The organism is Bradyrhizobium sp. UFLA06-06 (assembly GCF_054820065.1).
In genome coordinates this window covers 14,183-40,455 of record NZ_JADFUD010000057.1, presented here as the reverse complement: position 1 = coordinate 40,455, position 26,273 = coordinate 14,183, and the positions used below count along the sequence as shown (strand labels likewise).

Annotated in this window: 30 protein-coding genes; 12 read left to right on the top strand and 18 right to left on the bottom strand. The window is 63.6% G+C overall.

Annotated features, from left to right (window positions below; all coding sequences use genetic code 11):
- Nucleotides 1-65 precede the first annotated feature (65 nt).
- Nucleotides 66-362, top strand: a complete 297-nt coding sequence (locus IF803_RS33250) for a copper-binding protein (RefSeq protein ID WP_038383451.1) — start codon at nt 66-68, stop codon at nt 360-362.
- A gap of 27 nt (nt 363-389) precedes the next feature.
- On the opposite strand, the gene IF803_RS33245 is transcribed toward IF803_RS33250, so the two are convergent.
- Both IF803_RS33245 and IF803_RS33240 read right to left on the bottom strand, forming a co-directional pair.
- A complete protein-coding gene (locus tag IF803_RS33245) occupies nt 390-944 on the bottom strand; it encodes a PQQ-dependent catabolism-associated CXXCW motif protein (RefSeq protein ID WP_461195012.1) in 555 nt (184 codons plus the stop codon).
- Nucleotides 941-1,816, bottom strand: coding sequence for a substrate-binding domain-containing protein (locus IF803_RS33240; protein ID WP_028340096.1), 876 nt, complete (start codon nt 1,814-1,816; stop codon nt 941-943). Before IF803_RS33240 ends, IF803_RS33245 begins: the two co-directional genes overlap by 4 nt.
- Nucleotides 1,817-1,983: 167 nt before the next feature.
- On the opposite strand from IF803_RS33240, the gene IF803_RS33235 reads away from it, so the two are divergent.
- Together IF803_RS33235 and IF803_RS33230 are read left to right on the top strand one after the other, a co-directional pair.
- The gene (locus IF803_RS33235) at nt 1,984-2,910 is read left to right on the top strand and encodes a quinoprotein relay system zinc metallohydrolase 2 (protein ID WP_304496323.1); all 927 of its coding nucleotides are present in this window, start codon (nt 1,984-1,986) and stop codon (nt 2,908-2,910) included.
- Nucleotides 2,911-2,953: 43 nt separating this feature from the next.
- Entirely contained in the window at nt 2,954-3,778 is an 825-nt protein-coding gene (locus IF803_RS33230) for a quinoprotein dehydrogenase-associated SoxYZ-like carrier (protein ID WP_316397603.1), read from the top strand.
- 124 nt (nt 3,779-3,902) lie between these two features.
- Here the strand turns inward: IF803_RS33230 and IF803_RS33225 are convergent, their stop codons facing one another.
- Nucleotides 3,903-4,244 (bottom strand): hypothetical protein, encoded by a 342-nt coding sequence (locus tag IF803_RS33225; protein ID WP_371852187.1) that lies wholly within the window; start codon nt 4,242-4,244, stop codon nt 3,903-3,905.
- A 149-nt stretch (nt 4,245-4,393) separates the two neighbouring features.
- Here IF803_RS33225 and IF803_RS33220 point away from each other — a divergent pair, with 149 nt between their 5' ends.
- Genes IF803_RS33220 through IF803_RS33205 form a run of 4 tightly spaced genes read left to right on the top strand, consistent with a single transcriptional unit; the run spans nt 4,394 to nt 7,160 of the window.
- Complete coding sequence (locus IF803_RS33220; RefSeq protein ID WP_461195025.1) at nt 4,394-5,326, top strand: ABC transporter substrate-binding protein; 933 nt, start codon at nt 4,394-4,396, stop codon at nt 5,324-5,326.
- A gap of 2 nt (nt 5,327-5,328) precedes the next feature.
- A complete protein-coding gene (locus IF803_RS33215; RefSeq protein WP_028340091.1) occupies nt 5,329-6,066 on the top strand; it encodes an ABC transporter permease in 738 nt (245 codons plus the stop codon).
- Nucleotides 6,056-6,766, top strand: a complete 711-nt coding sequence (locus IF803_RS33210) for an ABC transporter ATP-binding protein (protein ID WP_028340090.1) — start codon at nt 6,056-6,058, stop codon at nt 6,764-6,766. The genes IF803_RS33215 and IF803_RS33210 overlap by 11 nt, the downstream gene beginning before the upstream one ends.
- 40 nt (nt 6,767-6,806) lie before the next feature.
- Nucleotides 6,807-7,160: a hypothetical protein gene (locus IF803_RS33205; RefSeq protein WP_028340089.1), complete on the top strand. Its 354-nt coding sequence runs from the start codon at nt 6,807-6,809 to the stop codon at nt 7,158-7,160.
- A gap of 5 nt (nt 7,161-7,165) precedes the next feature.
- Here IF803_RS33205 and IF803_RS33200 read toward each other — a convergent pair whose 3' ends face one another.
- The 4 genes from IF803_RS33200 to IF803_RS33185 all read right to left on the bottom strand — a co-directional run bounded on the left by IF803_RS33200 (nt 7,166) and on the right by IF803_RS33185 (nt 9,445).
- On the bottom strand, nt 7,166-7,402 hold the full coding sequence (locus IF803_RS33200; protein ID WP_028340088.1) for a hypothetical protein: 237 nt from the start codon (nt 7,400-7,402) through the stop codon (nt 7,166-7,168).
- Nucleotides 7,403-7,519: 117 nt separating this feature from the next.
- Nucleotides 7,520-8,404 (bottom strand): hypothetical protein, encoded by an 885-nt coding sequence (locus IF803_RS33195; RefSeq protein WP_411781456.1) that lies wholly within the window; start codon nt 8,402-8,404, stop codon nt 7,520-7,522.
- A 226-nt stretch (nt 8,405-8,630) separates the two neighbouring features.
- Entirely contained in the window at nt 8,631-8,711 is an 81-nt protein-coding gene (pqqA, locus tag IF803_RS33190; protein ID WP_009031067.1) for a pyrroloquinoline quinone precursor peptide PqqA, read from the bottom strand.
- A gap of 335 nt (nt 8,712-9,046) precedes the next feature.
- Nucleotides 9,047-9,445: an EF-hand domain-containing protein gene (locus tag IF803_RS33185; RefSeq protein ID WP_028340086.1), complete on the bottom strand. Its 399-nt coding sequence runs from the start codon at nt 9,443-9,445 to the stop codon at nt 9,047-9,049.
- Between the two features lie 195 nt (nt 9,446-9,640).
- Here IF803_RS33185 and IF803_RS33180 point away from each other — a divergent pair, with 195 nt between their 5' ends.
- The 4 genes from IF803_RS33180 to IF803_RS33165 all read left to right on the top strand — a co-directional run bounded on the left by IF803_RS33180 (nt 9,641) and on the right by IF803_RS33165 (nt 13,073).
- On the top strand, nt 9,641-9,886 hold the full coding sequence (locus IF803_RS33180) for a hypothetical protein (protein WP_411781457.1): 246 nt from the start codon (nt 9,641-9,643) through the stop codon (nt 9,884-9,886).
- A 223-nt stretch (nt 9,887-10,109) separates the two neighbouring features.
- Complete coding sequence (locus IF803_RS33175) at nt 10,110-11,774, top strand: methanol/ethanol family PQQ-dependent dehydrogenase (RefSeq protein WP_461195024.1); 1,665 nt, start codon at nt 10,110-10,112, stop codon at nt 11,772-11,774.
- A gap of 76 nt (nt 11,775-11,850) precedes the next feature.
- Nucleotides 11,851-12,138, top strand: a complete 288-nt coding sequence (locus IF803_RS33170) for a c-type cytochrome (RefSeq protein ID WP_304500349.1) — start codon at nt 11,851-11,853, stop codon at nt 12,136-12,138.
- Nucleotides 12,135-13,073 (top strand): substrate-binding periplasmic protein, encoded by a 939-nt coding sequence (locus IF803_RS33165; protein WP_461195011.1) that lies wholly within the window; start codon nt 12,135-12,137, stop codon nt 13,071-13,073. Before IF803_RS33170 ends, IF803_RS33165 begins: the two co-directional genes overlap by 4 nt.
- 12 nt (nt 13,074-13,085) lie before the next feature.
- Here IF803_RS33165 and IF803_RS33160 read toward each other — a convergent pair whose 3' ends face one another.
- The 11 genes from IF803_RS33160 to IF803_RS33110 all read right to left on the bottom strand — a co-directional run bounded on the left by IF803_RS33160 (nt 13,086) and on the right by IF803_RS33110 (nt 23,224).
- The gene (locus tag IF803_RS33160; protein ID WP_304496327.1) at nt 13,086-13,994 is read right to left on the bottom strand and encodes a flagellin; all 909 of its coding nucleotides are present in this window, start codon (nt 13,992-13,994) and stop codon (nt 13,086-13,088) included.
- Nucleotides 13,995-14,010: 16 nt separating this feature from the next.
- Nucleotides 14,011-15,786: a flagellar hook-associated protein FlgK gene (gene flgK, locus IF803_RS33155; RefSeq protein WP_461195010.1), complete on the bottom strand. Its 1,776-nt coding sequence runs from the start codon at nt 15,784-15,786 to the stop codon at nt 14,011-14,013.
- A gap of 27 nt (nt 15,787-15,813) precedes the next feature.
- Nucleotides 15,814-16,269 (bottom strand): flagellar protein FlgN, encoded by a 456-nt coding sequence (locus IF803_RS33150; protein ID WP_461195008.1) that lies wholly within the window; start codon nt 16,267-16,269, stop codon nt 15,814-15,816.
- A gap of 19 nt (nt 16,270-16,288) precedes the next feature.
- Nucleotides 16,289-16,543 (bottom strand): hypothetical protein, encoded by a 255-nt coding sequence (locus IF803_RS33145; protein ID WP_028340078.1) that lies wholly within the window; start codon nt 16,541-16,543, stop codon nt 16,289-16,291.
- Nucleotides 16,540-17,829, bottom strand: coding sequence for a flagellar hook protein FlgE (gene flgE / locus IF803_RS33140; protein WP_028340077.1), 1,290 nt, complete (start codon nt 17,827-17,829; stop codon nt 16,540-16,542). The genes IF803_RS33145 and flgE overlap by 4 nt, the downstream gene beginning before the upstream one ends.
- A gap of 19 nt (nt 17,830-17,848) precedes the next feature.
- Entirely contained in the window at nt 17,849-18,508 is a 660-nt protein-coding gene (locus IF803_RS33135) for a flagellar hook assembly protein FlgD (protein WP_461195005.1), read from the bottom strand.
- A 237-nt stretch (nt 18,509-18,745) separates the two neighbouring features.
- Nucleotides 18,746-19,252: a hypothetical protein gene (locus IF803_RS33130; RefSeq protein WP_420888141.1), complete on the bottom strand. Its 507-nt coding sequence runs from the start codon at nt 19,250-19,252 to the stop codon at nt 18,746-18,748.
- Between the two features lie 101 nt (nt 19,253-19,353).
- Nucleotides 19,354-19,797, bottom strand: coding sequence for a flagellar export chaperone FliS (locus IF803_RS33125; protein ID WP_028340075.1), 444 nt, complete (start codon nt 19,795-19,797; stop codon nt 19,354-19,356).
- Nucleotides 19,797-21,494: a flagellar filament capping protein FliD gene (gene fliD, locus IF803_RS33120; protein WP_028340074.1), complete on the bottom strand. Its 1,698-nt coding sequence runs from the start codon at nt 21,492-21,494 to the stop codon at nt 19,797-19,799. Before fliD ends, IF803_RS33125 begins: the two co-directional genes overlap by 1 nt.
- A 63-nt stretch (nt 21,495-21,557) precedes the next feature.
- The gene (locus IF803_RS33115) at nt 21,558-22,382 is read right to left on the bottom strand and encodes a flagellin (RefSeq protein WP_028336954.1); all 825 of its coding nucleotides are present in this window, start codon (nt 22,380-22,382) and stop codon (nt 21,558-21,560) included.
- A gap of 140 nt (nt 22,383-22,522) precedes the next feature.
- Entirely contained in the window at nt 22,523-23,224 is a 702-nt protein-coding gene (locus IF803_RS33110) for an RNA polymerase sigma factor (protein WP_028336955.1), read from the bottom strand.
- A gap of 508 nt (nt 23,225-23,732) precedes the next feature.
- On the opposite strand from IF803_RS33110, the gene IF803_RS33105 reads away from it, so the two are divergent.
- Nucleotides 23,733-26,240, top strand: a complete 2,508-nt coding sequence (locus IF803_RS33105; RefSeq protein ID WP_461195003.1) for an HAD family hydrolase — start codon at nt 23,733-23,735, stop codon at nt 26,238-26,240.
- Nucleotides 26,241-26,273 lie beyond the last annotated feature (33 nt).

Here is a 26,273-nt window from a genome sequence, read left to right as displayed (position 1 = left end):
CGATCCGGAACAAACATCGCTGCCCGCTCGTTGTCTCCAACTATATCTGAAGTTGGGAGACCTCCATGAAAGCAGCCAAGATCGTCATGACCAGCCTTGCCGCCGCGAGCCTGGTCACCTCAGCGGCTTTGGCCCAGCAATCCATGTCGGGAATGGTCACGAAGATTGACCGACTGAGTGGAACCATCTCGATCCAGCAGACGCAAAGCGGCACGGTGGGCGCGTCCGGCGGCGCGATCCAGGAATACAAGGTGCCCAAGGGACAATCGCTGGAGGCCTTCCACGCCGGTGACAAGGTCACGTTCACCACAACGGACAGCGATGGCGGCAAGACCATCAACAAGCTCGACAAGCAGAAGTAACGCCCGGGTGGCGCGTTGGGGGCGGGCTCATTGCTCGCCCTCGCGCGGCTCGGGCTCGGCATCCGCCAGCGGCAATTTGGCACGCTCCCAGCCGTCGGTTCCCTCCGGATACCAGGCCACGTTGCGGTAGCCGTAGGACAGCACGCGCTTGGCGGCGTTCCATGACATCCAGCAATTCTCCTGGCAGTAGATCACGAGCAATCTGGTCGCCTTGCCGCCTGAGGCGCGGACGAGCCCGCGTCGCAGATAATCCTCCGTGGGCGCAGCGAGCTTGCCGTAGCCGGTGTCGGGCAGCCAGATGCTGCCGGGAATGTTGAGGTGCGGCCGTTCGCGCCACACCGTGCCGGCGGGCAGATTTGGCTTCGGCGCGCGCGGCAGCACGTCGACGAAGCCGGCGGACTTGTCGCGCCAGATCGCTTCCGCTTCCGCGGTCGTGAGCACCCGTGCGCCGGCAAGCGTCACCGGCACCGGCGCGCGGTAGTCCTCGGTGCGATAGCTCTCCGGCTCTGCGGGCGGGTCCTGCGCGCGGACAGGCGAAGCGGCAACGAACATCACCGCAAGCATGGCCGCGAGCCTGATCATGGTGATTTGGTCGCGGTCTCCGGCCCGATTGGACGGTCGTTCTCGTCGAGCAGCGGGACGCCGTAGTCAAGCAGGATCTTGTTGATCTCGGGCTGGTTCTCCTGGATCAGGCGATTGAGCTGGCGCTTCCAGTTCTGGTCGGACGCCCGCACGCCCATGCCGATGCGGTAGATCAGCTTCGGTCCCGTGGTCTCCTTGACCAACGGCGTGATGTGCAGCGGCGGGTTGGCCTTCTTGGCGTAAAATCCCGCCATCGGTCCCCACAGGATGCCGGCGTCGATCTCGCCCTTGGCGAGATCGTTCATCATCGCCTCGGCGGATGAGTCGTAGCGCGTATCGATCATCAGCGGATAAGGCTTCGCATTGGTCATCAGGCCGTTGATGGCCATGTTGGTCGCGGGCGGCGTTCCCGCCACGATGCCGATATGCTTGCCCTTCAGCCGCTCGTCCTCGAGCGTCGTGACCTCATCGAGCCCACTGCCCGGCTTGGCGACGATCGCATAGGCCGTGCGGTAATAGGGATTGGTGCCCTGCGCGAGGTCATCGCCTTGCGGAAAACCCATGATCACGTCGCAGCGATGCGCGCTGAGCGTCATCCGCACGAACCCGGTCGCCTGCGGAAAGAACATGTAATCGAGCTTCTTTTGCAGCTTCCCGGCCAGCAGTTCGCCGATCTTGTTCTCAAATCCCTCGCCCTTGTCGTTCGAGAACGGCAGATTGCGGGGATCGGCACAGATGCGCAGCACGCGGGCATCGATGAGCTCGATGGAAAGTTCGCCCTGATCGTTGACCTGCGCGCGCGCAGTGCCGGCCAGACAGGTGATGAAGCCGACAAGCGCGAGCAGAACAGGACGGCATCCGACAATTCTCATTACGCGGTCTCCTCTTGATCGGATCGATCGCCGCCATCCAGCAATTGCCCGGCGCACCATGACGTGCAACAGGAATAATGATCGCGACCACGCCGCGTTGCTTGCTGCAGCGCAAACTGGAACGCGACGACATCGATCGCGCGTCCCGGAGTAACTGAGGCGGAAACATGGCTCATGGCGGTTCGGTGCTTGCGCTGCTCCTGATGCTTTGGGCGCCGACCATAGCGCGGGCGCAAGAGGTGGAATTGCCTGTAAGCGAAGTCGCTCCCGGAATATTCGTTCACACCGGGGTCACCGCGTTGATGACGCGCGAGAACGAAGGCGCCATCGCCAATGTGGGATTCGTGATCGGCGACAGCGCCGTCGCCGTCATCGACACCGGCGGCAGCGTCCGCGAAGGACGACAACTGCTCGCCGCGGTCCGCAGCCGTACCGACAAGCCGATCCGCTACGTGATCAACACCCACGCGCATCCGGATCACAGCTTCGGCAATGCGGCTTTCGTCGGCGACGGGACCAGCTTCGTCGGCCACAAGTCGCTGCCGCGCGCGCTGGCCGCGCGCGGGCAATTCTACCTCGACGGGTTTCGCCGGACCATGGGCGATGAGCTGATCGACGAGGTGAAGATCGTCCCCCCGACCGTGCTGGTCGCGGACACGCTGAAGCTCGACCTCGGCGGACGGGCCCTCACCCTGAAGGCGTGGCCGCCCGCCCATAGCGACAACGACCTCACGGTCCTCGACGAGCAAACCAGGACCTTGTTCGCCGGCGACATGGTGTTTCTCATCCATATTCCCGTGGTCGACGGCAGCCTCAAGGGCTGGCTGCGTGCGCTCGACGAGCTCGCGGCGATCTCCGCCGAGCGCGTGGTTCCCGGTCACGGACCCGTGAGCGCGTGGCCGGCAGCGCTTGCCGACGAGCGCCGTTATCTTGCGGTGCTGGCCGCGGATGTGCGCGCACTGGTCGCAAGCGGCAAGCCGATTACGGCCGCGGCAGAGCACGCCGCAGCCGCCGAGCGGCCGCGCTGGCAATTGTTCGACGATTACAACGCCCGCAACGCAACTGCAGCATTCTCGGAAATTGAATGGGAATAGCTGTTCGTCCTATAGTGACGCGGCTGCATAGGATTTCGCGACCATGACCGGACATCGCGCCCGCCTGCTTTGCATCGCAAGCTTGCTCACGATCGCGCTGGGCACACCGGCTGCGCCCGCGGCGGAGGCCTATGATCCCTGGCCGGGTCTCGTCCAGGACATCTTCAGCAACCGTCCGATGAATGACGGCAATGATGTCATCGGCATCGAGATGCCGATGCGCGCGGAAGACGCCGCGATCGTGCCGGTGACGCTGCGCACCAAGCTGCAGCCGAGCGACAGCCGCCGCGTCGTCGCGATCACGCTTGTGATCGACGAGAATCCGGCGCCGATGGCCGCGAAGTTCACGCTGGGGCCGGCCGCCAACGTCACCGAGATCTCGACCCGCGTCCGCGTCAACAACTACACCAATGTGCACGCCGTCGCGGAGCTCAGCGACGGCAAGCTCTATGTCAGCAAGGTCTATGTCAAAGCCTCCGGCGGCTGCTCGGCGCCGGCCGGCAAGAACGTCGAGGAAGCCAAGAACCGCCTTGGCCAGATGCGCTACCGGCAATTCACCAAGTCCGAACAGGGACCTGCGACCAGCACGCGGGAAGCCCAGATCATGATCGGGCATCCGAATAATTCAGGCCTGCAGATGGACCAGGTCACGCAGCTCTATATCCCGGCCTTCTTCGTCAACGAGCTGCACATCTGGCAGGACGACAGTCCGGTGCTGGCGATGGAGGGCGGAATCTCGATTTCCGAGGATCCCAATATCCGCTTCACCTACGTCTCGAATGGCGCCAAGCGCTTCCGTGCCGAAGCCAAGGACACCGAAGGGCACATCTTCGAACACGAATGGAAGGTCGAGAATCCCGGCACCTGACGCGCCGGCGATTCTCACGATCAACGCTGGAGTCCCGGTCCGATTGAATCGGAACGGGGCTCTAGATTTTTGTTTTGACGCGTTTTCTTCACGCGAACCGGGGTCCACTTCGCTCGAAAGCGCTCTAGAAGCACCTGACTTCGGCTTCGGCCTGGGCGCGCCTGAGGTCGTTGAGCGCATTCGCGGCCTGCTCGGACGAGCGGAACTGGCCGCCCAAATTGCCGCGCACCTGCGCCATGCTCAGCACGGTCTCGGCGGTGACGTAGCGGTCATAGGGGATGATCGAGGCGACGACGTCGATCGAGCAGGAACATTGCTCGATTGACTGCCGGGATTCGCCATTGGCCTTCATGCAACCGAACACATATTCCGCCCGCGCCGAGGTCGGATAGTCGTTGATCTCCTGGGCCCGCACGCTGACGGCCGTCCCGGCGAGCACCAGGATGGCGACAATCGGTCGTAGCATGCCAGCTCCTGCCATGGTCCTGCTTCCTCTTCTCTTTCCGCAAGCTATGCTATGGATGTTGATCAGAAAAGAAAACATTCGGGGAAGTGGCTCAAGAAACGATGATCATCTCTGTACGCACGGTGTTGGCTGCGGCAGTTCTGGCGGTCATGCAGTTCGGCACCTCGTGCTACGCGCAGACCATCCGCGTTGCAGCGCAGAAGACCGGAACGCTGGCCTGGGAATTGGCCGTCATTCGCTCCCATGGTCTCGACAAGAAGGCCAATCTGTCGATCGACGTCGTCGAGCTGGCCAGCCCCGAGGCCGGCAAGATCGCGCTGCGCGCTGGCACGGCCGACGTAATGGTATCGGACTGGCCCTGGGTGTCGCGCGAGCGGTCGCTCGGCGCCAAGCTGCAATTCTATCCCTATTCGAGCGCGCTGGGTGCCGTGATGGTCCCGGCCTCCTCGCCGGCCAAGACGCTCGCGGACCTCAAGGGACGCAAGCTTGCCATTGCCGGCGGGGCGATCGACAAGAACTGGCTGTTGCTGCAAGCCGCATCGAAGCAGGACGGCGTCGACCTGAAGTCGCAGGCGACCATCGTCTATGGCGCACCGCCGCTGCTGGCCGCCAAGACGCTCGGCGGCGAGATGGACGCGACGCTCAATTACTGGAATTTCTGCGCCGCGCTCGAAGCCAAGGGCTTTCGCCGGCTCGCCGGCATGGAAGAGATCCTGCAAAAGCTCGGCAGCAAGGGCCGCATCGCCATGATCGGCTATGTATTCGACGAAGCCTGGGCCAACGCCAACAAGGATCTGGTGGCCCGCTTCATCGCCGTGACGCGCGCCGCGAAAGAGATTCTGGCGACATCGGATGCCGAATGGGACGCGATCGCGCCGCTCACCGGTGCGCAGGATGCCGCAACCCTGCATGCCTATCGTGAGCGCTACCGCGAAGGCATCCCGCGCCGTCCGATCGCCGAAGAGGAGGCGGATGCGCGCGTACTCTACCGCGTGCTGGCGCAGCTCGGCGGCCGCGATCTGGTCGGCACGGCAACCGAGCTCGATCCCGGCACCTTCTACCAAGCGATCCCGGGAGACTAGCGGTGCTGCGTCTCCTCTCATTCGCGCTGTTCATCGCGACCTGGTGGATTGCCTCGCTGCTGATCGGCGATGCGAAGCTGCCGGCGCCGCCTGCAGTGCTGTCAGTGCTCGTCGCCGAGGCCCGATCGGGCGCGCTGTTCGTCAATCTCGGCGCGACGTTGGCGCGCGTCGCGCTGGCCTTCACCCTTGCGATGGCGCTCGGCTCGGCGATCGGCTACCTCATGGGCCGCGTCTCGCTTGCCAATCGCCTTGGCGATCCCTGGCTGATCCTGCTGCTCAACCTGCCGGCGCTCGTCGTCATCGTGCTCGCTTACATCTGGGCCGGCCTGACCGAGGTCGCCGCGATCGCCGCGATCGCCATCAACAAGCTGCCGACCGCCGTCGTCACCCTGCGCGAAGGCGCGCGCGCGCTCGATCCTGCGCTCGACGAAATGGCGACGGCGTTTTCTTTTCCGCGCGGCCGCGCCTTTCGTCATGTGATCCTGCCGCAGCTTGCGCCCTACATCGCGGCCGCTGCGCGCTCCGGGCTCTCGCTGGTCTGGAAGATCGTGCTGGTCGCTGAATATCTCGGACGGCCGAACGGTGTCGGCTTCGAGATCGGCGTCGCCTTCCAGCTGTTCGATATCCCCTTGCTGCTCGCCTATTCGCTGAGCTTTGCGGGTGTCGTGCTCGTCATCGAAACCCTGCTGGTGCAGCCGTTTGAAACCAGGCTAACGCGGTGGCGGCTCCGTGCAGCTTGAGGTCAATATCACGGGCAAGAGTTTTGAGAGCGCGGCCGGGAAGCGGCACGACGTGCTCGACAACGTCACCTTCACGTTGAACGCTGGCGAGGTCGGCGTGCTGTTCGGCCCGTCAGGCTGCGGCAAGAGCACCCTGCTCCGGATCCTCGCCGGGCTCGACGGCAACTACCAGGGCCATGTCACGCGATCGCCGGGCATGCGCCTCGGCATGGTATTCCAGGAGCCGCGGCTGTTGCCCTGGCGTACGGTCGAGGAGAATGTGCGGCTGGCCGCGCCGCATGTCGGCGACAGCACGCTCTCTGCGCTGTTCGAGGTGCTCGAACTGGGCGCGCACCGCAACCATTTTCCCGCGGAGCTGTCACTCGGCCTCGCCCGCCGCGTCGCGCTGGCCCGCGCCTTCGCCATCGAGCCCGATTTCCTGATCCTCGATGAGCCGCTGGCCTCGCTCGACAATGCGCTCGCGGGACGGCTGCGCGACCAGGTCGCGACGCTGGTGGCCAGCCGGAAAATGATGACCTTGCTCGTCACCCACGATCTCGACGACGCCGTTCGCCTCGGCGATCGCCTGTTCTTCCTGTCGTCGCGGCCGGCCCGAATCCTTCACGTCGAGACCATTGCCGCACCACGCGCGACGCGCGGCGAGCCCGAGATCGACGAAATCAAGCGGCAACTCTCACAGTTGGACCTTGCAAATATGTGAGACGCCGTCATCCTTGGACGAAGCATAAGGGAGAGGCTGGATGTCGCGCGCGTTGATCGCTGTTGGTGTTGCGTTGCTTGTGCTGCCGGCGACAGTGCTCGCCCAAAGCAAGGGCAAAGGCATTCGGCTGTGGAATCTGACCAGCGCCACGATTTCGAGCTTTGAGCTGTCGCCGGCAGGCAAGAACGAGTGGGGTCCCAACCAGACGCTCAACGACAAGGACAAGGAGGTCGACCACGACGAGCGGCTGCGGATCACCGGCGTGGAACCCGGTCGCTACGACGCCAAGGTCGGCTACAGCGGCGCCAGGCAGTGCTTCGTTCGCGACATCGAGATCAAGGCCGACGCGGTGTTTTCGGTATCCGACAAGGACCTGAAGGACTGCAACAAATAGGAAGGCTAACCCGCCGGCGGCTCGCCGCCCGCGCCGGCCCGATCGTTGCTGTGCGGATATTCGCAACGCCAGCGCACCGCAGTCCATTTCGGATGTTCGCCGACCCATCGCGCGATGTAAGGCGGCGCGGCCATGGCGCATTGCTGCAGCGAGCCGTTCCAGTTGAACACCAGATGCTGCTCCTCGCAGGTGGCGGGCGACAGCACGGCACATACAGTGACGATCAGATCAATCGGGTTCATGCGCGATCCCCAAGCGTGCTCATGCAATAGATAACACGACGAAATACGTAATCCGCCAAGTCCGGGTTTCACAGCCCCGTGAAAAGTTGGGGAACCCGGTGCCAGAGGCTTCACGCTCTAGAAGTTCAAACCGTACACCAGCCGCGCCTGGTGGCGCTCGAAATTGACGAGGTCGAGGGCAGCGTTGCTCCCGGCCCGCTGCCCCCAGGCCTGGACGCTCCAGGTCGCGGTCAGGCGTGAACGTTCGGAGAGCTGGAAATAGGCGGTGGGCCCGATGAACAGCGCCTGCCCTGACAGTTCATCCAGGCCGATTCCTTCATACTTCCTGAAATAGCGCGCTTCGCCGCCGATCAGGATATCCGGCTTAACCCTGGCCATCAGGCCGAATGCCGCACCGATGGTTGCATCCTGATCCGCAGCGCCGGTGCGCGGCGTGCGCGTCCATTCCGGCTCATAGCTTAGGTTAAGGGCCGCGATGACAAAATTCGGGATCACCTCGCGGTCGAACGCGACCGTGAGTTCGGTGCCATAACTGCGGACCGCCGCGGCCGTCGTCTCGTCGACGCGATCGGCTCGCGTCTCCAGCGCGACCGTCATGCCAAAAGGTGCCGCCTCGCGATTCAGAAAGCGATAGCGGAAATCGACCGAGACGCTCTGCCACGACAGCTGGCGCCGATCGTCAAGACCGGGAACGCGGCTGATGTCGTATGCGCTGAATGACGTTCCGAGCTCGACGCGAAAATTCGGCGCGGGCACGAGCTCGAGCTCCATTTCCTGATTGAGCGTGCGATACCGGCCGCCGTCCTTGGCGAAGCGCCCGGTGGTCTGGCTCTGGAATTCACGCTCGCCGACATTGCCCACGTCGGAGCCGATCATGAAGCCGAAGATGTGCTCGGTATCAAAGTCCTCGGCATAGGCGCGAGGCGGCAGCACCGCCGCGATGCCGGCAACCACCGCGCACAGCATCCCCGCCCAACGCCCGGTCTTGATCTTTGGATTCATCGTCCCCGCACCACCGCCTCAGGCCACACTGTAGGACAAAGCAGCAAGGCCCGCCAATCGCGCAGGTGGTGTCGGTCTCAAGGTCTTGTGGGAAGGGTATGAGGGAAGCTGTCCGAGCGGCCGCATCAGGGCCCGCGAAAGACACTTTCCACAAAAGACGCCTGCCCGGCTCGATGCAGCGCGCTGCACGAGCCGGGCAGGCTGTCTCGCGTTACTTGTCTTAAGATTATTTGCGCGCTGCGCAGGCGTACATGTTGATTTCCATGCCCACCGGCACTTCGACGATCTTCGGTGTTTTCCAGGCCATTTCCTTCTCCCAAGTCATAAGTTGGCGCAAGCCTCGCGCCGCGCGGCAAGCTAGGGCTGCCTTTTCCAGGGCGCAAGCCGGCCGGGTAAGGACCCGACTTCGCTGCTGGACATGCCGAAGCGGACGACGGTTCGCTGACGTCTACCCGGCGTCGGGAACTCCGACACTGATCTGTCGGGCATTTTCCGGCTGCCGGGCGGCGACGCGCGGGTAAGGAGACCCGATTCATCCAGCCGCGTCTTGCCCAAGAGCGAAATCGCAACTTTTTTTGTTATGCGCGGAATCCTGCGTCAATATCCGGCAATCCGCCCCGGCAAAGTTCACCGGCTCGTAAGCTATTTGAGCAGGCGCAGCAGGGCCCGGCCGGCACGCGACTTCAACTCTTTCGCGTCCAGCGTTCCGTCATTGTCGGGATCGGCGGCCTTGAAGCGCTGCTCGACGACCGCAAGGTATTCGTCGAGCGTCAGGGTGCCGTCGTGATCCGGATCGGCAGCGGCCAGTTCTTTCGCGGTCAGCCGTCCGCGCAATTCGCGCGCGTCGAGCGTGCCGTCATGGTCGGGATCAAGCTTCGCGAACAGGTCGGCGGCAGCCTTCTTGGCTTCGGCAAGGTCGACCGTGCCGTCATTATCGGGGTCGAGCATCCTGAGCGCACTGCGGCCGCCCGATGCGGCCAACGCGGGACCTGACAGGACAACCATAGCCAAACTCAGCGCAAGCGATCGGCGCGAAATCATCGTTCGTCTCCCGTAAGTGCCGCTCCGGCGAAGACACGGAGCGCCTGCGATCGGACCCTACCATAGCAGCTTCTTCAGCGGAGCTTCCCACGGTTCGTGTACGCGGCGAAATCCTGTCGGAATTCGGGTGGAAAGCGATTGCCTCACAGGCCATCTGTGGCGCTCTCGATTGCACCACAACGAGCGAGGTGACCCATGACCAGTATTTGCAGGAACGCATTGGGCTGCCTCGTTGCATTCGGTCTGATCGCGCCCGTGTCCGCGCAGACCCAGCACCCTGCCCCATCGGCGGAGGCAGTCCCGCAGCGCGTGCTCACCGGCAAGGAGCGGCTCGGCCGCAAGTGGACCGACGAGCAGCGTATCGATAATTGCAATGTGCCGCCGGACAAGCGGGGCGCGAAAGCGCGGCCGAGTGTCTGTCCCCCCACACCGTCAAGCTGACCGTTCGCGCTGCGGCATAACGGCGGGCTGCACTGGTGTAGCGTATTCCACGCGACGGTAAGCCACCGGCGCGTTTGCCAAAACCTGACGCCTTCGACCGGCCTCGCGCGGTTAGCGGGCGCTCGTTCACGTTTTCGTATTGACCCGTTTTGGTTTCAGGCGGATGGTTCCGTCCGCAACGTCAGGAATAGGCGTGCAGAAAAAGGTTCATTGGGAGGATATGATGAGACGTATTGCGCTGGCCGCGAGCCTCGTAATTCTTGCATCCTATGGGGCAAGCGCCCAGACCAGCGAGCAGTTGGTCAAGGGTGCGACTGATACATCGAACGTTCTCAATTATGGAATGGGCTACAATCTTCAGCGCTTCTCGACGCTGAACCAGATCAACAAGGACACCGTCAAAAATCTGGTGCCGGTCTGGAATTACAGTTTGAACGACGACCGCAGCGAGGAATCGCAGCCACTCGTCTACCAGGGCGTCATTTACGTCACCACGCACAACGCCACGATCGCGATCGACGCCAAATCCGGCAAGCAGATCTGGAAGACCAAGGTCGAGTATCCCGCCGAGACGCCGCGCATCGTTTGCTGCGGCATCATCAATCGCGGTGCCGCGCTGTATGACGGCAAGGTGTTCCGCACCACACTCGACGCCAACGTGATCGCGCTCGATGCCAAGACCGGCAAGGAGCTATGGCGCCAGAAGGCTGCGGATATCAAGGAAGGCTACTCGATGACGGTGGCCCCGCTGGTCGCCGACGGCGTCGTGATCACTGGCATCTCGGGCGCCGAATTCGGTACCCGCGGCTTCATCGATGGCTGGGATCCGGCAACCGGCAAGAAGCTCTGGCGGACCTACTCGATCCCGACCCCGGACGAGCCCGGTGGCGACACCTGGAAGGGCGACACCTGGAAGCTCGGCGGTGGCTCGACCTGGATCACCGGCTCCTACGATCCCGAACTGAACACGGTGTATTGGGGCATCGGCAATCCCGGACCGTTCAACTCGGCGGTGCGTCCCGGCGACAACCTCTACACCTGCTCGGTGCTGGCGCTCGATCCGAAGACCGGCAAGATCAAGTGGCACTACCAGTTCTCGCCGAACAACCCGTTCGACTACGACTCGGTGGCCGAGATGGTGCTCGCCGACATGAATGTCGACGGCAAACCGACCAAGGTGCTGATGGACGCCAACCGCAACGGCTTCTTCTACGTGCTCGATCGCACCAACGGAAAGCTGCTCGCGGCCAATCCTTATGTGAACGTCAACTGGGCCACCGGCATTGACATGAAGACCGGACGGCCGATCGAGACCGACATCACCAAGGATGCGCGTGAAGGCAAGAAGGTCACGGTCTACCCGTCGATCCTCGGCGGCAAGAACTGGGAGCCGATGTCGTTCAATCCGCAGACCGGCCTCGCCTACGCCAACACGCTCGCCTTCGGCGGCAAGTACAAGGCCGAGCCGGTGACGTTCAAGCAGGGCGAATGGTATCTCGGCATGGATCTCACCGATCCCTGGGAATGGGGCACCGGACCGCGCGGCCACCTGAAGGCGATCGATCCGATGACCGGCAAGGCGAAGTGGGAAGCGCCGAGCGACATTCCGCGCTTCTCCGGCGTGCTCTCCACCGGCGGCGGCGTGGTGTTCTCCGGTCAGCTGACCGGCGAATTCGAGGCGTTCGATGCCGACACCGGCAAGAAACTCTGGCAGTTCCAGACCGGCTCCGGCATCGAAGGACAACCCGTCACCTGGCAGCAGGACGGCGTGCAGTATGTCGCCGTCACCTCCGGCTATGGCGGCGTCTATTCGCTGTTCTCGGGCGACGAGCGGCTTGCCAAGGTTCCACCCGGCGGCTCGCTGTGGGTTTTCGCGGTCAAGAACTGAGCGCGGAGCACACGTGACTGAACGAGTAACCCTGTTGACGGCGGCGATCTTCGCCGCCGTCGCGACGGCCTTGATCATGTTGATCCCGGCCGCCGCACAGCAAACCACCGCAATCGACCTTCAGGGTCAGGCCGACCAGGGCAAGGTCACCTACGCCAAGAACTGCTCGCATTGCCATGGGCCCAACATGGTCAACTCCGGCACCATCACGCCGGACTTGCGCGCGTTTCCCGACGACAAGACGCGCTTCGTGACCACCGTAAAGCAAGGCAAGAACGGCAAGATGCCGCCCTGGGTCGACATCCTGAACGAGCAGGAGATCGCCGACGTCTGGGCCTTCGTGTCGAGCCGGAGGAGCCCATGAGGGCTCTGCTTGCGGGCGCCGCGACAGCTCTGCTTCTTGCCATATCGGCGGCAGCACACGCTGCCGACGACCCGCTCACGGTATGCCTCGACGAGGATCTGCCGCCGCTGTCGGCGCATCATCGCGGCAAACCGGATGCCGGCTTCGACGTGGCGCTCGCCCAGGCCATTGCCGAGCGGCTTGGACGGCCGCTCAAGATCCAGTGGTTCGAGAGCAAGCTCGACGAAGATTCGAGCCCCGCGCTCGAAGCCAACGCGCTGCTGTCGGACGGGCGCTGCTCGCTTGTCGGCGGCTACGCCCTCACCAAGGACTCGCTGAAGGCGCCCGGCGTCACGACGGCCAAGCTGCCGGACTTCGACGGCGCCACCCGCGAGGATCGCCGCCGGCGGATCCCGATCGGGGTGCTGGCGCCAAGCCAGCCCTATATCTATTCGCCGATGACCGTCGTCCTCGGTCCCAAGGCCAAGGACAAGATCAAGGAGCGCAAGATCACCGATATCGGCGATCTGGCCGGCCTTCGCCTGACGATCGAAAGCGGCACGCTGGGCGATGCCATCCTGATGACCTTCGACAAGGGAAAGCTGATCGACGACATCACGCACCTCGTTCCAGGGCGCAGCGACCTGCTCGGAGAGTTGGAACGCGGCGAATTCGACGCCACGCTGCTCGACCTGCGCCGCTTCGACGCCTACCGCGCTGAACATCCGGACACCAGGATCACGGCGTCGGGCTACTATTATCCGATCGGCGCCAACCGCGGTTACGTTGCGCTCGAAACCGACAAGGCGCTGCTGGAATCCGTCAACAAGGTCCTCGCCGATCTGCAGGCCAAGGGCACCATCGCCGAGCTCGGAAAAGCCGCCGGCCTCACCTGGCTTCCGCCGCGCGAGCCGATCATCCTCGGCGATGTCTGGCTGAAGATCCTGAACCGGTGATGCCGGCGATGGCTATCGCAAATAGCTCGCCAGATTCATGCTCTGGATCTTGGAGATCGCCGAATAGGACGCCGTCAGCTGCGCCTGATAGGTCGAAAGCTGCGCCGTCACGGCCGCAACGTCGACGCTGGTGAGGTCCGTCGACAGCGTCTTCGCAAAATTTTGGTAGTCGCTCTGATTCGTGCTGGCGGTCTCGATCTGCGACGCCGCGGTCGACAGCTTTGCCTGCACGGTGGACGTCGCATCCAGCGCATTGCTGGCGAGGTCGAGTGCCTGCGAGACATCGCTCGACGACAAATTCGAGCTGTTGCCGACGTATTTCAAGAGCCGCATCACCTGCTCGAACGCCGGATTGTCGGCGGTGATGCCGTAGGAGATCGACTGGCTGTCCGACACGCGCACGGACGCGATCTCGCCGTCGCCCTTGTAGTAGCTGGTGTCTGATGTCGTCAGCGATCCGGTGCCCGTCCCATAGCTCGACAGGTCGGCCGGCGCGGTGTCGGTGCGGGCGCCGCTGAAGACATATTCGCCGTCATACTGAGTGTTGAGCAGCCCCTGCATCTGCGCCATGGCCTGCTGCGCATAGTTGATCACCGATGCCGTCGCCGTGCTGCTGCCGGTGGTGGCTGCGCTGAGCTGGGTCCGCAGCTGCGTGATGATGTCGGTCACCGAGCCGACCGCCGAATACATCACCTGCACCTTGTTGTCGGCGAGTTGGCTGGCATCGATATAGGACTGCGCGCGCGTCACCGACACCTGCAAATTGATGACGCGTCCGGCGCCGGAACCGTAGCCGCCGAAATCCTCGGACTGCAGCCCGGAGGACTCCTGCACCTGCTCGTTGGCCATCACCGCCTGAACCCGCAGCGCGTTTGAGATCATCTGGTCCGACTGTGCAAAGGTGGCAACACGCATCATCATGACGACGGCCTCGGGCTCAGCTGGCGCTCATCGCGGTCATCAGCGCCGAAAACATGGCGTTGATGGCGGTAATGATCTGGGACGCGGCAGCATATTTGTTCTGCAACGCACTCAGATTTGCGGATTCCTCGTCAATGTTGACGCCGGACTGCGACGACAGCGAATTCGCATAGGTCGCCTGCGCCGTCTGCTTTGCGGTATAGGCCGCCGATGCCTGGGTCGCCTTGCCGGCGACGTTAGCAACGATGGCGGCCGCGTAGTCCGTAAAAGAGCCGGTGGTCGCGCCGAGGCCGCCGGCCATGCCGAAATTGGTCGACCCCGTCAGCGCGCTCGAGAGCGCGTTCACCACCGTCGCCGAGCCCGGCGACAGCACCGAGTTTCCGGCCGTCAGCATGGACGACGCATCGAGCGTCGCCGTCGGCAGCGCCGCCGTGCCGTTCAGAATGTCGCTGCGAACGGCGATGTCGGACGCGCCGGTCCCTGTGATCAGGTCGTTGAACCCGAAGTAATCCGAAAAGCCCTCACTCGAACTGCCGACCGAGCTCGTCATCTCGTTGATCGCAACGCCGTTGCCGGATGTGGTCGCCGAGATCGACAAGTGTCCATTGGCATCGACCGAAGCTGACAGCCCCGAGATACCGTTGATCGCAGTGGCGAGATCACCGACCGTGGCGTAGGATGACAGATCGAGGTCTTGGTACGACACCAGGTTGCCGCTCTTGTCCGCAACCGCGATGCGCACCGTGCCGGTTGCCGAGAACGGTGTCGTGCTGCTCACGGGGGCAGTTCCGGTCAGGCTGGCCGGCGGCGGCACCGATGTGCCCTGGTTGGACACAGCGTTGACGGTCGCGGTCAATTGCTGAGCCAACTCGTCGAGCTGCGACTGCGCCGCCGGCAGCGTCTGGTCGCGCAGCGTGATCAGCGCACTGACCTTGCCTGAGGAGATCTGCGAGGTGATGTCGACCCCGTTGACGGTGATACCGCTGAAACCGCTCGACGATCCCGCGCTATACGTCGTCGACGCCGTGACGCTGGGCAGCGCCGTATAGCTCAGCGGATGCGCCGTGCTATCGACCAGCGCCTGCCCCGAGCCAGTATAGACCTGCAGATCGCCGCTCGACGTGGTGAAGTAGCTCACATTCATCATCGACGCGAGATCCTGCAGCGCGCTGTTGCGCTGGTCCTCCAGATCGGCCGTCGACTGCCCGGCTGCCGCCTGCTGCCTGATCTGCTTGTTGAGGTCGGAGATCTGCTGCAGGTCGGAATTGATGTCGGTAACCGACGATGCGATGTCCTGGTCGGCATTGGAGCGCAGCGTCTGGATGCCGCTCGAGGTCTGCTGCAATTGCGTCGTCACCGCCGCAAGCGCGCTGACGGCGTTCGATTGCAGCGACGCACTGCTCGGCGTGCTCGCCAGCGACGACAACGCCGACTCGAATGCCGCGATCGTGTTGGCCAGCGAGGTGCCCGTCGTGGAGCTGTCCGAGCTCGATGTGCTGCCATAGAGCTGCTGGAGCTCGGTCAGAAAGCTGTTGGTGGTGTCGGCGGCGCCGAGATCGGAATCGGCCCCGACCAGCGACTTCAGGAGCAGCTTGTCGACCGCGCTGCTGATCCCTGTGATCGTGACGCCGGTACCGACACCGGAGGTGACGCTGCTGCTCTGGTTGGCGGTCTTCTCGGTATAGCCCTTGGTGTCGGCATTGGAAATATTGGCCGAGGCTACGCTGATCTGCACCTGCGTGGCTGACAGCCCGCTGAATGCGATGCTTCGTGCAATATCGAGCGACGACACGACCCACTCCCTCCGGCGTCGGCCCGATCAGGCCCGCACATTGGTGCCGTAGGACATCGCCGGCGTGACGCGACGGCCGCCGGCGCCATAAGGCGATACGTTGGCGATCTGCTCGCGGATCGCCTGCATGATGGCCTCGATCCTGCGATTGCTGGCATCGATCGCCGCGCGCAGCCGCATCACGTTCTCGTCCATCGCCATGCGCAGCTTCAGGATCCGGTCCATCAGCTGCTCGCGCAGCACGCGATCCTGAACGTGGAGATTTGCCGTCTTGCCGACCGCCTCCGCCACACACTGGTCGAACAGGGTGGCAAGGCGGTGCTTCTCGTCGACCTCCTTCAACCGCGAGGCCGGCAAGCCCTTGGCGAGCTCGACATTCTCCTCGTTCACGATCGCGATCAGATTGTCGATCAGCGCGATCAACGACCTTGCGCGCTCGTCATTGCCCGCGGGATTGATCTTGATGTTGCGTTCCGGTGTCATGTCATCGCTCCCGTTCAAGCTAGTGTCCGCGACGCAGGGCGCGAACCGATTGTGCGCTGCGCCCGTACGCGGTGATTGCCGTTACCCGGACCGCGGCCCGGTTGAGTTCCTGGTCGAGCCGCGCGCATTCGCGCATCAACTGATCCCGCAACGTTCCGACATCGTCGAGCAACGCACGGAGCTGCGCCCGATCGTCCGGCCGGACCGAAGCGGCCCTCGCCTTCAGCCGCTGAAGCCTGACCAGCAAGCGGTCATTTTTCTTTTCGGTCATCATCGCGACACCGCCGAGATCAGCGTATCGAACATCTTGTCGACGGTGGTGATCACCTGCGACGCCGCCGAATAGGCCTGCTGCGCCGAGATCATGTTGGAGAACTGGCCGCTGGTGTCGGTGGTGCTCGACTCCAGTTCGCTGCCGTAGATCGTGCCGGCACCATTGGTGCCCGAGGTCTGCAGCGTGGCGTTGCCGGAGGCGGCCGTCGCGGAGTACATGCCGTCGCTGGCCGCGCTCAATCCGTTGGGGTCGCTGAAGGTCGCGACCGCAATCTTGTAGATCGCGATCGTCTGCCCGTTGGAGTAGGTCGCGTCGACCACGCCGCCCTTGCCGATCGAAATGCTGCTCAGCTTGCCATAGGGCAGACCGTCCGACGTGATGCTGGTGAGATCGACCGCTGGCGTGGTCTCACCCGATGAATACTGCGTCAGGCCGTCGGTCTTGCCGGCCGTACCGAGATTGAGCGTGATGGCCGTGCCGTTCGCGGCAGAACTGTCGGCCGCCCCATCCTTCCAACCCGTCACCGAGATGACGGGAGGGCTCGGGCTGGTCGAGGCGAGCGAGCCGTCGCTGTTGAAGGTGATATCTACCGTATCGGTGATCGCGTTGGCACTGTCTGTCGTGGAGTCCGACGCGAGCTTTGGCGTTTCGAAACTGGCCTGCCAGCTGTTGTCGGCGGTCTTTTTCCAGTCGATCTGGATCGTGCTTGCCGTGCCAAGCGAATCGTAGACCGTCATCGAGCTATTGAAGGTCGCACCGACGGCGGCATCGGCCGGCAGGTTCGCCGCGACCGTGGTCTTGGTGGTGGCGCTGCCGCTGGTGGAGGCAACCTGCGTGTTGATTGGCCCGAGGCTCGCGGCGGAGGCATTGCCGATGATGTTGCCGTCAGCGTCGGTGCGCCAGCCCTCGAGGTAGTTGCCGTTGTTGACGAGGTAGCCCAGATTGTCGGTGGTGAACGCGCCGTTGCGTGTATAAGAGGTGGTGCCGCCGGACGTCGCGTTGGTGGTGACGAAGAAGCCGCTGCCCTGGATCGCGACGTCGGTTGCGTTGGTGGTCGCGGACAGCAAGCCCTGCTGGGTGATGTTGGCGCGGCCGGACACCGTGACGCCGCCGGACGTATATGAGGTGGCGCTGTTCGACGCGGTCACCAGATCCTGGAACATCGCCGACGTGGTCTTGTAGCCCGTGGTATCGGCGTTGGAAATGTTGTCGGAAATCATTGCCAGCGACTGGCTCTGCGCATTGAGCGCCGAGATCGCCGAGGAAAGAGCACCAGTGAGACTCATGATATTACTCCGGTAGCAATCAGGACGTGACGCCGATGATGTTGGCGGCGCTGACGGGCACGCCGTTCACAAGCAGCGAGGGCGTCGGGCCGGAGGCATCGATGCCGGTCACCGTTCCCGTCATCGTGGTGTAGCTGAGCAGCGAGTTTCCGGCGGAGTCGGTCGCGGTCACCTGAATCGTGTACTGGCCGCCGTCCTTGAGCTGGGTGCCGTCGGAGGTCTGGCCGTTCCAGGTGAAGCTGTTGGAGCCGGCGGTTCCGGTCCCCTTGCCGCTCCACACCGTATTGCCCGAGGAGTCCTGGATCGTGATCGCAACGTTGGAGGCGGCCGAGGTGAGCGAGTAGCCGAACGTCGCCGAGCCGTTGGTCAGCTCCGCCGTGTTGGTCTTCGCCTCGACGGTGTGGCCGATATAGTTGACCGAGTTGAGCGTCACGAGACTCGAGAACGAGCTCGCCAGCGACGTCATGCTGGCGTTGGTCGACTGCTGCTCGGTGAAGTTGGCGTAGGAGGTGAGCTGGTTGATGAAGTCGGTCGTGCTGGTGGCGTTCAGCGGATCCTGATTTTGCAGCTCGCTGACGAGAAGGTTGAGGAAATCGGTCGAGCTCATCCCCATCGACGCGCTCGACGACGAGCTCGACGTGGTGGAGGTTGCAGCAGAGGTTGCCGAGGAGACGGTCATGACAAGGCTCTCTTCGCCGCGGAATGCGCGACGGAACGCGGTGGAACATTGGGGTCGTGATGTCGTTCGCAGATAAAACGGATGACGCGCCGATTTCAGGCGCGAATTCATCCACCCGGAATCACCTGATGAAGCGGCAGAATTTGCCGTGTCCGTTGCGGATTCGTGGCTCGCAGGCGTGCGCAAGCATCTCGCCGCGAAAGCACGCGGACAGCTGCAATGGCAATGCGGAACGTCTTAGAGCGAGAGGCTGATCGGCAGATCCGGCTCGCCGAGCATCAACGCCGGCGGCGTCAATGCGGGCAACAGGCAGAGGGCCAGCAGCAGCGCCGGCAGCACCTTGCCTTGCGGTGCGGATCGGCCCGGTGGTTGTGCATCGTTCGGCTGATCGTCAGCCGGGACCGGCCCCGAAATAGGCTTCTGGGGCAATTTCGCCGCCGCGGTCACGATGCGGTCGGCAAGGCCCTTGGGTGCGCGAACCGGCGGCGCCGCGAGCGCGCGGCGTACCGCTCCCGCCTCCTCGTAGAGTGTCCGCGCCTCAGCCGAGGATGCAAGGAGCTGGACGGCGGCAAGACGTTGATCGTCGGGCCAGCGGGACAGATCCTCCCCCAGCCGGTCGATCAGGTCTTCGAATGTCGCAACATCCATCGCGCGCGCAGATCCAGCCTCGTCGCCAAGGCTGTCATAAAGCATTCGCGGGATGGCGGAAATCAATTTCCGCCGCTGTCGCGTCAGGTCCAGCATGGTGCTCGCCGGGCGGCTATTTTCCTCAACCAGGGCGCCGCCCAAGCCTCTGCTGCGCCGGCTAAACGCCCTCGCCGGGTGATTCGCGGCTCTCTCCGGGCTCAGCGGCCGGCGGCTGATTCGAGCGTCCTGTCGAGTGCCCTGGCCTTGGCGGCCTTGCCGGCGGTCGCCTCGACGAACTTCCAGGCGTCGCGCAATTCCACCAGGCTTGCGATGATGCGCCGGAAATTGTCCCTGGCCTGCGGCCGGCCATAGGAGCGCAGGCACGCCATGATCAGGGCGTTATAGGTGCGGTAGAGACGATCGGCCATCGCGCCGCCGCGGGTGAAGTCGAGATTGTGGCTCAGCCCGCGCAGGATCGCGGTCGCCCGCGTCAGATAGATGTGCCCTTCCTCGAATCGTTTCGCCTCGTGCGCGTCCAGCGCCTTCTGCAACAGCGTGATCGCGCCGTCGCACAGCATCACGACCGCCTTCAACGGCGGCACCGCCACCGCGGCGGATCGATAGGCATTGTTGGCTTGGTAGGCGGTCGCGTTCTGGGTCATTAGTTACTCGATGATGCGTCTAGGAGTGCTTTCAGGTAGCCCAGCGTGTTGTTCGCGCTTTCGATGGCCGCCTGGTAATTGGCGTATTGAACCTGCAGCTGGGCCTTGAACGTCGCCGCATTGCTCTGAATGTCGCTGACCTGGGACTGTAGGTCGGTATCGCGCGACTGCAAGTTGGTGATCAGCGTCTGCAGCTGACCGCTGGTGCCGGAACTGGTGTGCGCGAGCTGGTAGAGTTGCGTCGCGAGGCCGGACGACGATGTCACCGTGATCGACTGCGAGGTCGAGCCCGTATAGGTGAAGGCCATGCCAGCGTAGATCGTGCCCGAATTGCCGATGATGGTGTTACCGACCACCGAAAAGCCGGAGCTGTCGCCGCCGACCGAGGCTCCGGTCAGCATACCGGTGGAGTCCACCGTGAGGTCGAGCGTGAAGGATTGCGGCGATGTGCCGGTATTGACCACACTGAGCTGGCTGGAGGAAGTGTTGGTCTGCGCCGACAGCAATTGGGTGACGCCGGCGAGATTTTGCGTCAGCACCGTCGACAGCGTGCCGGTATCGAACTGGAGCTCGTTGTTCTCGTTGAAGGACAGGCCGAGATCGGCCATCGTCATGCCGCCGACCGTCCCGCTGAGCACCTGCTGCAGCCGCGTCATGATATCGCGCATCGTGCTGTCGCCGAACAGCACCGCGCTTGATGCGGCCGTGCCGTCAGAGTTCTGCGCCGACTGCGCGATCACCTGGTCGCGAAATGCGTTGTAGTTGGTGACGAAGGTCTGCAGCGCGGACGTGATCTGGCTGGTGTCGGTCTCGATGCTGATGTTCAGGCTGGTGCCGCTCGGCGTCGGCTGCAGCAGGTCGAACGTGACGCCGGACAGGACGTCGGAAATGTCGTTGGTGTTCCGCGTGAGCGCGATGCCGTCGAGGGTGAACTCCGCGGACTGCGACTTCTGCAGCACGTCGGTGAACGCTCCGGACGTGTCGGTGACGCCGAGCTTGTTCAGGATGTCGTCGCCCGACGTCGACGAATAGGTGATGTCGGCGGCGTCCTGTGTCCCCGTCAGCACCATCTCATAGGACCCGCTCGACACCTGGACGATCGAGGCCTGGACGTTGGTGGTCGAGGTCTGGGCGTTGATGGTGTCGACGACATCCTGCATCGACATGCCGCTGGTGATCGAGATCGCCGTGCTGGTGCCGCCGGACAGGCCGAGCGAAAAAGTGCCGGACAGGCCCAGCGCCGTCGAGCTGCTCGACTGTGAGGCACCGATCACCTTCTGCGCGGTCGCGAGCTGGGTGATCTGGAGCGTGTGATCGCCGGTCGCCGAGCCGCTGTTGACGCTCATGTTGAGCGCCGACGAGGCGCTGACGTCACCGGTGGACGAGATCGTCGCCGCCCGCGTGGCGAACGCGTTGGTGGCAATCGAATTGATGATCGAGGTGCTGAGCGACGACAGACCCGTGGCCAGCGTGGACAGCTCGGTCTGGAGGGATTGGTAGGCGGTGATCTTGGCCTGGTTCGCGGTGATCGTCGTGGTGATCGAGGTCGCCGCTGTGAGCTTGGCATTGACCTCGGCCTCGATCAGGGCATCCCAATCGATGCTGGTCGAATTGGTCGTGCCGGTCGTTGTCACCGTACTGGCAGAACTGGTCGACGTGGTGCCCGATGTGCTCGAGGTGGCGCTGCTAACCGTCATGTCGACACTTCCGCCGCGATAGGAATCGGGCCGGCATCATGCCGGCCCGACCGGTCTTTCGAATTAGCCGAGCAGCTTCAGCAGGTACTGCGGCATCTGGTTCGCCGCGGTTTCCGCCGAAACCGCGGCCTGGGTCTTCACCTCGGCCGAGGACAGCGTCGCCTGCTCGGAGGCGATATCGACGTCCTTGATCGCCGAGTTGGCCGATTGCAGGTTCTGGGTCTGGGTCGAGATCGAGTCGGCGCTGAAGTTGAAGCGGGATTCCTGAGCACCGATCTCGGCACGTGCGGACGAAACCTTGTCGATCGCGGTGTCGAGAGCCGTCATCGCGCTGGTGGCGCTCGACAGGCTGGAGACGTCGAGCGACGTCACGGACAGCGACGAGGCCGTGAGGCTCGTCAGCGTGATCGTGATGGTGTCGGCCGAGGTCGAACCGACCAGCACAGAGACGCCGGAGGAGAACACGCTCGAACCGTCGAGCAAGCTCTGGCTGCTGTAGCGGGTGCCACTGGCGATCGAGTCGATTTCGCCCTTGAGCTGTGTGAATTCCGAATTGATGTAGGCGCGGCTGGAATCCGCCACGGTGCCCGAGGCGGACTCGGAAGCCAGTGACTTCATGCGGGCCAGGATGTCCGAGATGTTGGAGGCGCCGCCGTCGGCCGTCTGCAGGATCGAGGTCGCCTGCGCCGCGTTGGTGGCGGCCTGCTGCAGCGTCGTGATGTCGGAGGAGATGCGGGTCGAGATCGCAAGGCCGGCCGCGTCGTCGGAGGCGGAGGTGATGCGCGAGCCGCTCGACAGCTTCGACAGCGCGCTGGTTTCCTGCTGCGAGTTGATGTTGAGGTAACGGACCGCGGAGTTCGCGGCGGTGTTGGTGGAGATTGCCGGCATGAGTAGCTCCTGTGCTGATGGGGCATGGCATGCCGCATCGTGAAATAGAGAGGTGACGCGGATCCAGCCCCCGTCCGCCCGATCAAACGGGTCGGCCGCCGGTGGTCAGGCGCAAAATCTTCAGAAGCCGGAATTTATGGTTAGCAGTCGGTAAACGCGCCGCGCAGGTCGCGCTCGTGCCGTTTCAGCATCTCGCGCAGCTGCTGCCGTCCTCGCTTCAACAGCGACTCCACCGCGGCCACAGTCGTGTCCATGACCTCGGCGATCTCGCCGTTGCTCATGTTCTCATGATAGGACAGGATCACCGCGACGCGCTGCTGCTCGGGCAGCCGCTGCATCGCGACCTCCAGCAGATTGCCGATCTCGTTGCGCTCGATGACGGCGGAGGCATCAAGCTGAGTGTCGGCGACCTCGGGCACGACATCGACATTCTCGGTGCGCGGCTTGCGGCGCAGATCGATGCAGCGGTTGCTGACGACGCGATAGAGCCAGGTCGAAAACTTGGCGCGGCCATGCTGCCAACGGCCGCGATGCGTCCACACCTTCAGCATCGTGTCCTGCACGACGTCTTCGGCGTCGGCGGCGTTGCCGACGATGCGCAGCGCGATCGCGTAGGCGCGATCGACATGACGTTCGACCAGAGCGCGAAACGCCGTCTCGTCGCCGGCGGCGAGGCGGTCGAGCAATTCCTTGTCTTCGTCGTGGATCTCGACGGTGTCGAGCGGGCCCGCATCGGCAACGGTGGGGACGTTGCTCCACGGAGCAGCCGCCTCGGCCGGCGCAACCGCGGCCGGCGTGGCCTCCACTTCGGCCGGTGCCCTCATATCAAGCGCGTAACTCATCCGCCGCTCTCCAACCAACGCCGCTGGCACACATTCCATGCGGCTTCTGAGCGTTGAACGAAGGGGGCCCGCAAACCAGGCGAACTTTTTTCGTTATTTTTCAAATGCTTAGCTGGATGTTTTTGCCGACCGCCCGGCAAAAGCTGCCGCTGCGCGGAGGCGCAGGGAAAAATTCGACGGAGTTTGGAGCAGTCGTTCAGCATCGCCTCGCATTTCCGCGGGAGAGATCGTCGCGTCGGAAAACGCTGTTGTCACACCAACTAACGCCACGCGAACAATTGCATGCGCGGAGCATGCGAATGATTCATCGCCGTTGGTCGCCATCCTGCATTCGACGATTGCGACTAGGCAATTTTTTCCGAATCACTGTTTCGACGTTATCGGATTTTTTGAATCTGTCAGTCGCGAAGCGCGCGTTTTCGAATCCCGCATCAACTTTTTTGAACTGTCGCGCCTGATTTGTCTCATGCGCGCGTTCAACGCATGAGGACTGGCGGGAATTTTGCGCATGACGATCATGACGGTCGACGCGACGCGTCGAGCGCAGAATGTTTCTGCATGTTCATTCGATGTTTTCGATACATTTCTGTTGCGCGCCTGCACGACGCCGGATGGCGTATTTGAAAGGGTTTTTCAGCGTTCCTGCATTGCTGAAAAATTTCCGAACATGTCCGCCGGTTTCGTTCAGCATCGAATCCAGGCGGAGGCGCGGGCGCGCAAGGTATCGCAGGAGCGGTGCGGCTCAACTGAAGTGCGCATCGCCGACATCTACAAATACTTTCCGTTCAGGCTGTTCGGCCTGAGCCGCGATGCGCTGCACGATCTCGCGCAGTTCGAGTTCGAGACCGAACTCGAACTGTGCCGCGTCAATCTCGAAATGCTCGAGCAATATCTGGACATGAAGCGCGGTGGTTTTCGCGTCGGCTTCATTTCCGACACCTACTGGAGCACCGACCAGCTCGCGCAGCTGCTGCATTCCTGCAGTCCCGGGCTGAGCTGGGATTTCCTCTATGCGTCCTGCGATCACGGTAGTAGCAAGAGCGAAGCGCTGTTTAAGGCCTATCTTGCCGAGCAAGGCATCGAAGCGGCAAGCTCGTTCCATGTCGGCGACAACCACACCGCCGATATCAAGGGGGCGCGCCGTCACGGCATCCGTCCGCGCTACTATCCGCAGGCCGGCGCGGCATTGGCCTCCAAGTTTCAGCGCGAGACATCGATCTTCGAATTGCTGTGTCCCGATCAGCCGTCGCGGCTCGATTGCGGCGCCCGCACGCTTCGGCGCGCTGTGACGGCGAAGGGCGCGGAGCATTCTCCCGCTTTCGACCTCGGCGTGACCGTTCTCGGCCCCGTGATGGCGGCGTTCGATGCATTCATTGCCGCCCGGCGCACTGCGCTTGCTCGCGACGGCGCGCGCGTTGCGGTCGGATTCCTCGGTCGCGACGGTCTGCTGCCGTATCGGGTCTGGCAGGCAAACCACGGCGAGACCGGCGCCTATATCGAGATCAATCGTCGCGTCAGCCTGGTCGGGTCTGCTGACACGCTCGAACCGCTCTGTGAGCTGCTGAACCGGGTCGTCAAGATCGACGCGGCGACCTTTGTCGACATCGTCAAGGTGCAGCCGCCCGCCGTGATGAAGTTCTTCGCGCAGTATCCCGACGGCATTGCGAGCGGCCGCGAACTCGCCGACGCCCTGCCCGATCTGATGGACCCGCGCGAAATCACCGATATCGCTGCCGGCGTCCGGACCCGTCTGCTTACCTACCTTCGCGCGAAGATCCGGGATTTCGACGGCTGCACCGATCTGATCCTGGTCGACCTCGGCTATTCCGCAAGCGTGCAGAAATCGCTGCGGCGCATCTTCGATCGCGAGGGCATCCGCATCCGCCTGCACGGCGCCTATCTGCTGACGCTTGACGATGCCTTCGACGACATCGCCGATGACGATACCGCGGAGGGACTGGTCTCGGATCGCATCGTCACGCCGCACGTCAAGCGCATGCTGATCCGCAACGTCGCATTGCTGGAACAGCTGTGCTGTTCCAGTGAAGGATCGGCGCGGGATTATCGTGATGGTGACGTGTTGCGCGAGGGTGATCAGCGCCCGGCCGCCCAGCTGGCGCTCGCGAGCGAGGTGCAATCCGGGACGCTGGCCTATGTTTCGCGCGCCCGCGAGCTGGCACCACGCTACGGATTGCAGCCCGATGCCGACCCCGCGGTCGCGGCGCGCTGGGCCGCCGCCGTGCTGGGACGCCTCCTGCTGCTGCCGGACGACGATGAGCTCGCGTTGCTCGGCGGCATCAAGCATGACGTCAATCTCGGCACCCAGGCGCTGGCGCCATTGCTCGATGCCGACTTCATCAATGATTGCATCATCGCCGGCGGCCTCATGACCGCCTGCACGGCTCCGGCGCCCCCGATGTGGCTGGCGGGCAGCTTTGCCACCCTGTCGCCGTCGCACGCCTATCTCTACACGCTGTTCGGCGCCAATCGCCTGCCCGCGAATGTGTTCGGCGAAGCACCGTGCGGGACGCTGCAGGTCGGTCTGTTCGATCGGAACGGCCAGGCCTCGCTGGAGGCGGTCAGCGTCTATCATACCGGGCTCGGCGACCTCCGCCTGCGGATACCGCTGTCGCGCCGGATGGCAATCGCGACCATCGCGCTGCCGCTGGCCAAGCTCACCCGCGACGGGATGCTCCACGGCATCACGGTCCAATACGGTGAGAGCGCCGCGAAAGCCGCCGACAGTTCGAACGTGACAGCGATCGCCGCGGGACGGCTCATCGATGCCGGCCTCGAACGGCGCGGCCGTCACTTCCGTGCTACCAGTGACGACGGCATGCTGCTGATGCCGGTCGACGGCTTCGAAGACGACGTCGCCATCTACACGGTCGCGCTGACCGCCCTCGACCATGACCGCATCCTTGCGGTCGCGGACCGCGACGGCAACGGTGCCCCCTCGGCCACACTGACCTGGCGCAGCACCAACGACACGCTCGCAACGAACAACGACAGCTGATTTGTCCGCCTGATCCGGCCGCCCCGCACGTAG

Coding starts and splice junctions, on each gene's coding strand:
- IF803_RS33225 (WP_371852187.1), bottom strand. CDS start 4,244: ATGCTACGACCGATTGTCGCCATCCTGGTGCTCGCCGGGACGGCCGTC.
- IF803_RS33195 (WP_411781456.1), bottom strand. CDS start 8,404: ATGAATCCAAAGATCAAGACCGGGCGTTGGGCGGGGATGCTGTGCGCG.
- IF803_RS33110 (WP_028336955.1), bottom strand. CDS start 23,224: ATGAGTTACGCGCTTGATATGAGGGCACCGGCCGAAGTGGAGGCCACG.
- IF803_RS33115 (WP_028336954.1), bottom strand. CDS start 22,382: ATGCCGGCAATCTCCACCAACACCGCCGCGAACTCCGCGGTCCGTTAC.
- IF803_RS33170 (WP_304500349.1), top strand. CDS start 11,851: ATGTTGATCCCGGCCGCCGCACAGCAAACCACCGCAATCGACCTTCAG.
- IF803_RS33145 (WP_028340078.1), bottom strand. CDS start 16,543: ATGATGACCGAAAAGAAAAATGACCGCTTGCTGGTCAGGCTTCAGCGG.
- IF803_RS33245 (WP_461195012.1), bottom strand. CDS start 944: ATGATCAGGCTCGCGGCCATGCTTGCGGTGATGTTCGTTGCCGCTTCG.
- IF803_RS33235 (WP_304496323.1), top strand. CDS start 1,984: ATGGCTCATGGCGGTTCGGTGCTTGCGCTGCTCCTGATGCTTTGGGCG.
- IF803_RS33150 (WP_461195008.1), bottom strand. CDS start 16,269: ATGACACCGGAACGCAACATCAAGATCAATCCCGCGGGCAATGACGAG.
- IF803_RS33165 (WP_461195011.1), top strand. CDS start 12,135: ATGAGGGCTCTGCTTGCGGGCGCCGCGACAGCTCTGCTTCTTGCCATA.
- IF803_RS33135 (WP_461195005.1), bottom strand. CDS start 18,508: ATGACCGTCTCCTCGGCAACCTCTGCTGCAACCTCCACCACGTCGAGC.
- IF803_RS33125 (WP_028340075.1), bottom strand. CDS start 19,797: ATGACCCAGAACGCGACCGCCTACCAAGCCAACAATGCCTATCGATCC.
- IF803_RS33160 (WP_304496327.1), bottom strand. CDS start 13,994: ATGATGATGCGTGTTGCCACCTTTGCACAGTCGGACCAGATGATCTCA.
- IF803_RS33105 (WP_461195003.1), top strand. CDS start 23,733: ATGACGATCATGACGGTCGACGCGACGCGTCGAGCGCAGAATGTTTCT.
- IF803_RS33240 (WP_028340096.1), bottom strand. CDS start 1,816: ATGAGAATTGTCGGATGCCGTCCTGTTCTGCTCGCGCTTGTCGGCTTC.
- fliD (WP_028340074.1), bottom strand. CDS start 21,494: ATGACGGTTAGCAGCGCCACCTCGAGCACATCGGGCACCACGTCGACC.
- IF803_RS33220 (WP_461195025.1), top strand. CDS start 4,394: ATGCAGTTCGGCACCTCGTGCTACGCGCAGACCATCCGCGTTGCAGCG.
- IF803_RS33250 (WP_038383451.1), top strand. CDS start 66: ATGAAAGCAGCCAAGATCGTCATGACCAGCCTTGCCGCCGCGAGCCTG.
- IF803_RS33230 (WP_316397603.1), top strand. CDS start 2,954: ATGACCGGACATCGCGCCCGCCTGCTTTGCATCGCAAGCTTGCTCACG.
- IF803_RS33185 (WP_028340086.1), bottom strand. CDS start 9,445: ATGATTTCGCGCCGATCGCTTGCGCTGAGTTTGGCTATGGTTGTCCTG.
- IF803_RS33180 (WP_411781457.1), top strand. CDS start 9,641: ATGACCAGTATTTGCAGGAACGCATTGGGCTGCCTCGTTGCATTCGGT.
- IF803_RS33175 (WP_461195024.1), top strand. CDS start 10,110: ATGAGACGTATTGCGCTGGCCGCGAGCCTCGTAATTCTTGCATCCTAT.
- IF803_RS33130 (WP_420888141.1), bottom strand. CDS start 19,252: ATGCTGGACCTGACGCGACAGCGGCGGAAATTGATTTCCGCCATCCCG.
- pqqA (WP_009031067.1), bottom strand. CDS start 8,711: ATGGCCTGGAAAACACCGAAGATCGTCGAAGTGCCGGTGGGCATGGAA.
- IF803_RS33200 (WP_028340088.1), bottom strand. CDS start 7,402: ATGAACCCGATTGATCTGATCGTCACTGTATGTGCCGTGCTGTCGCCC.
- IF803_RS33205 (WP_028340089.1), top strand. CDS start 6,807: ATGTCGCGCGCGTTGATCGCTGTTGGTGTTGCGTTGCTTGTGCTGCCG.
- flgE (WP_028340077.1), bottom strand. CDS start 17,829: ATGAGTCTCACTGGTGCTCTTTCCTCGGCGATCTCGGCGCTCAATGCG.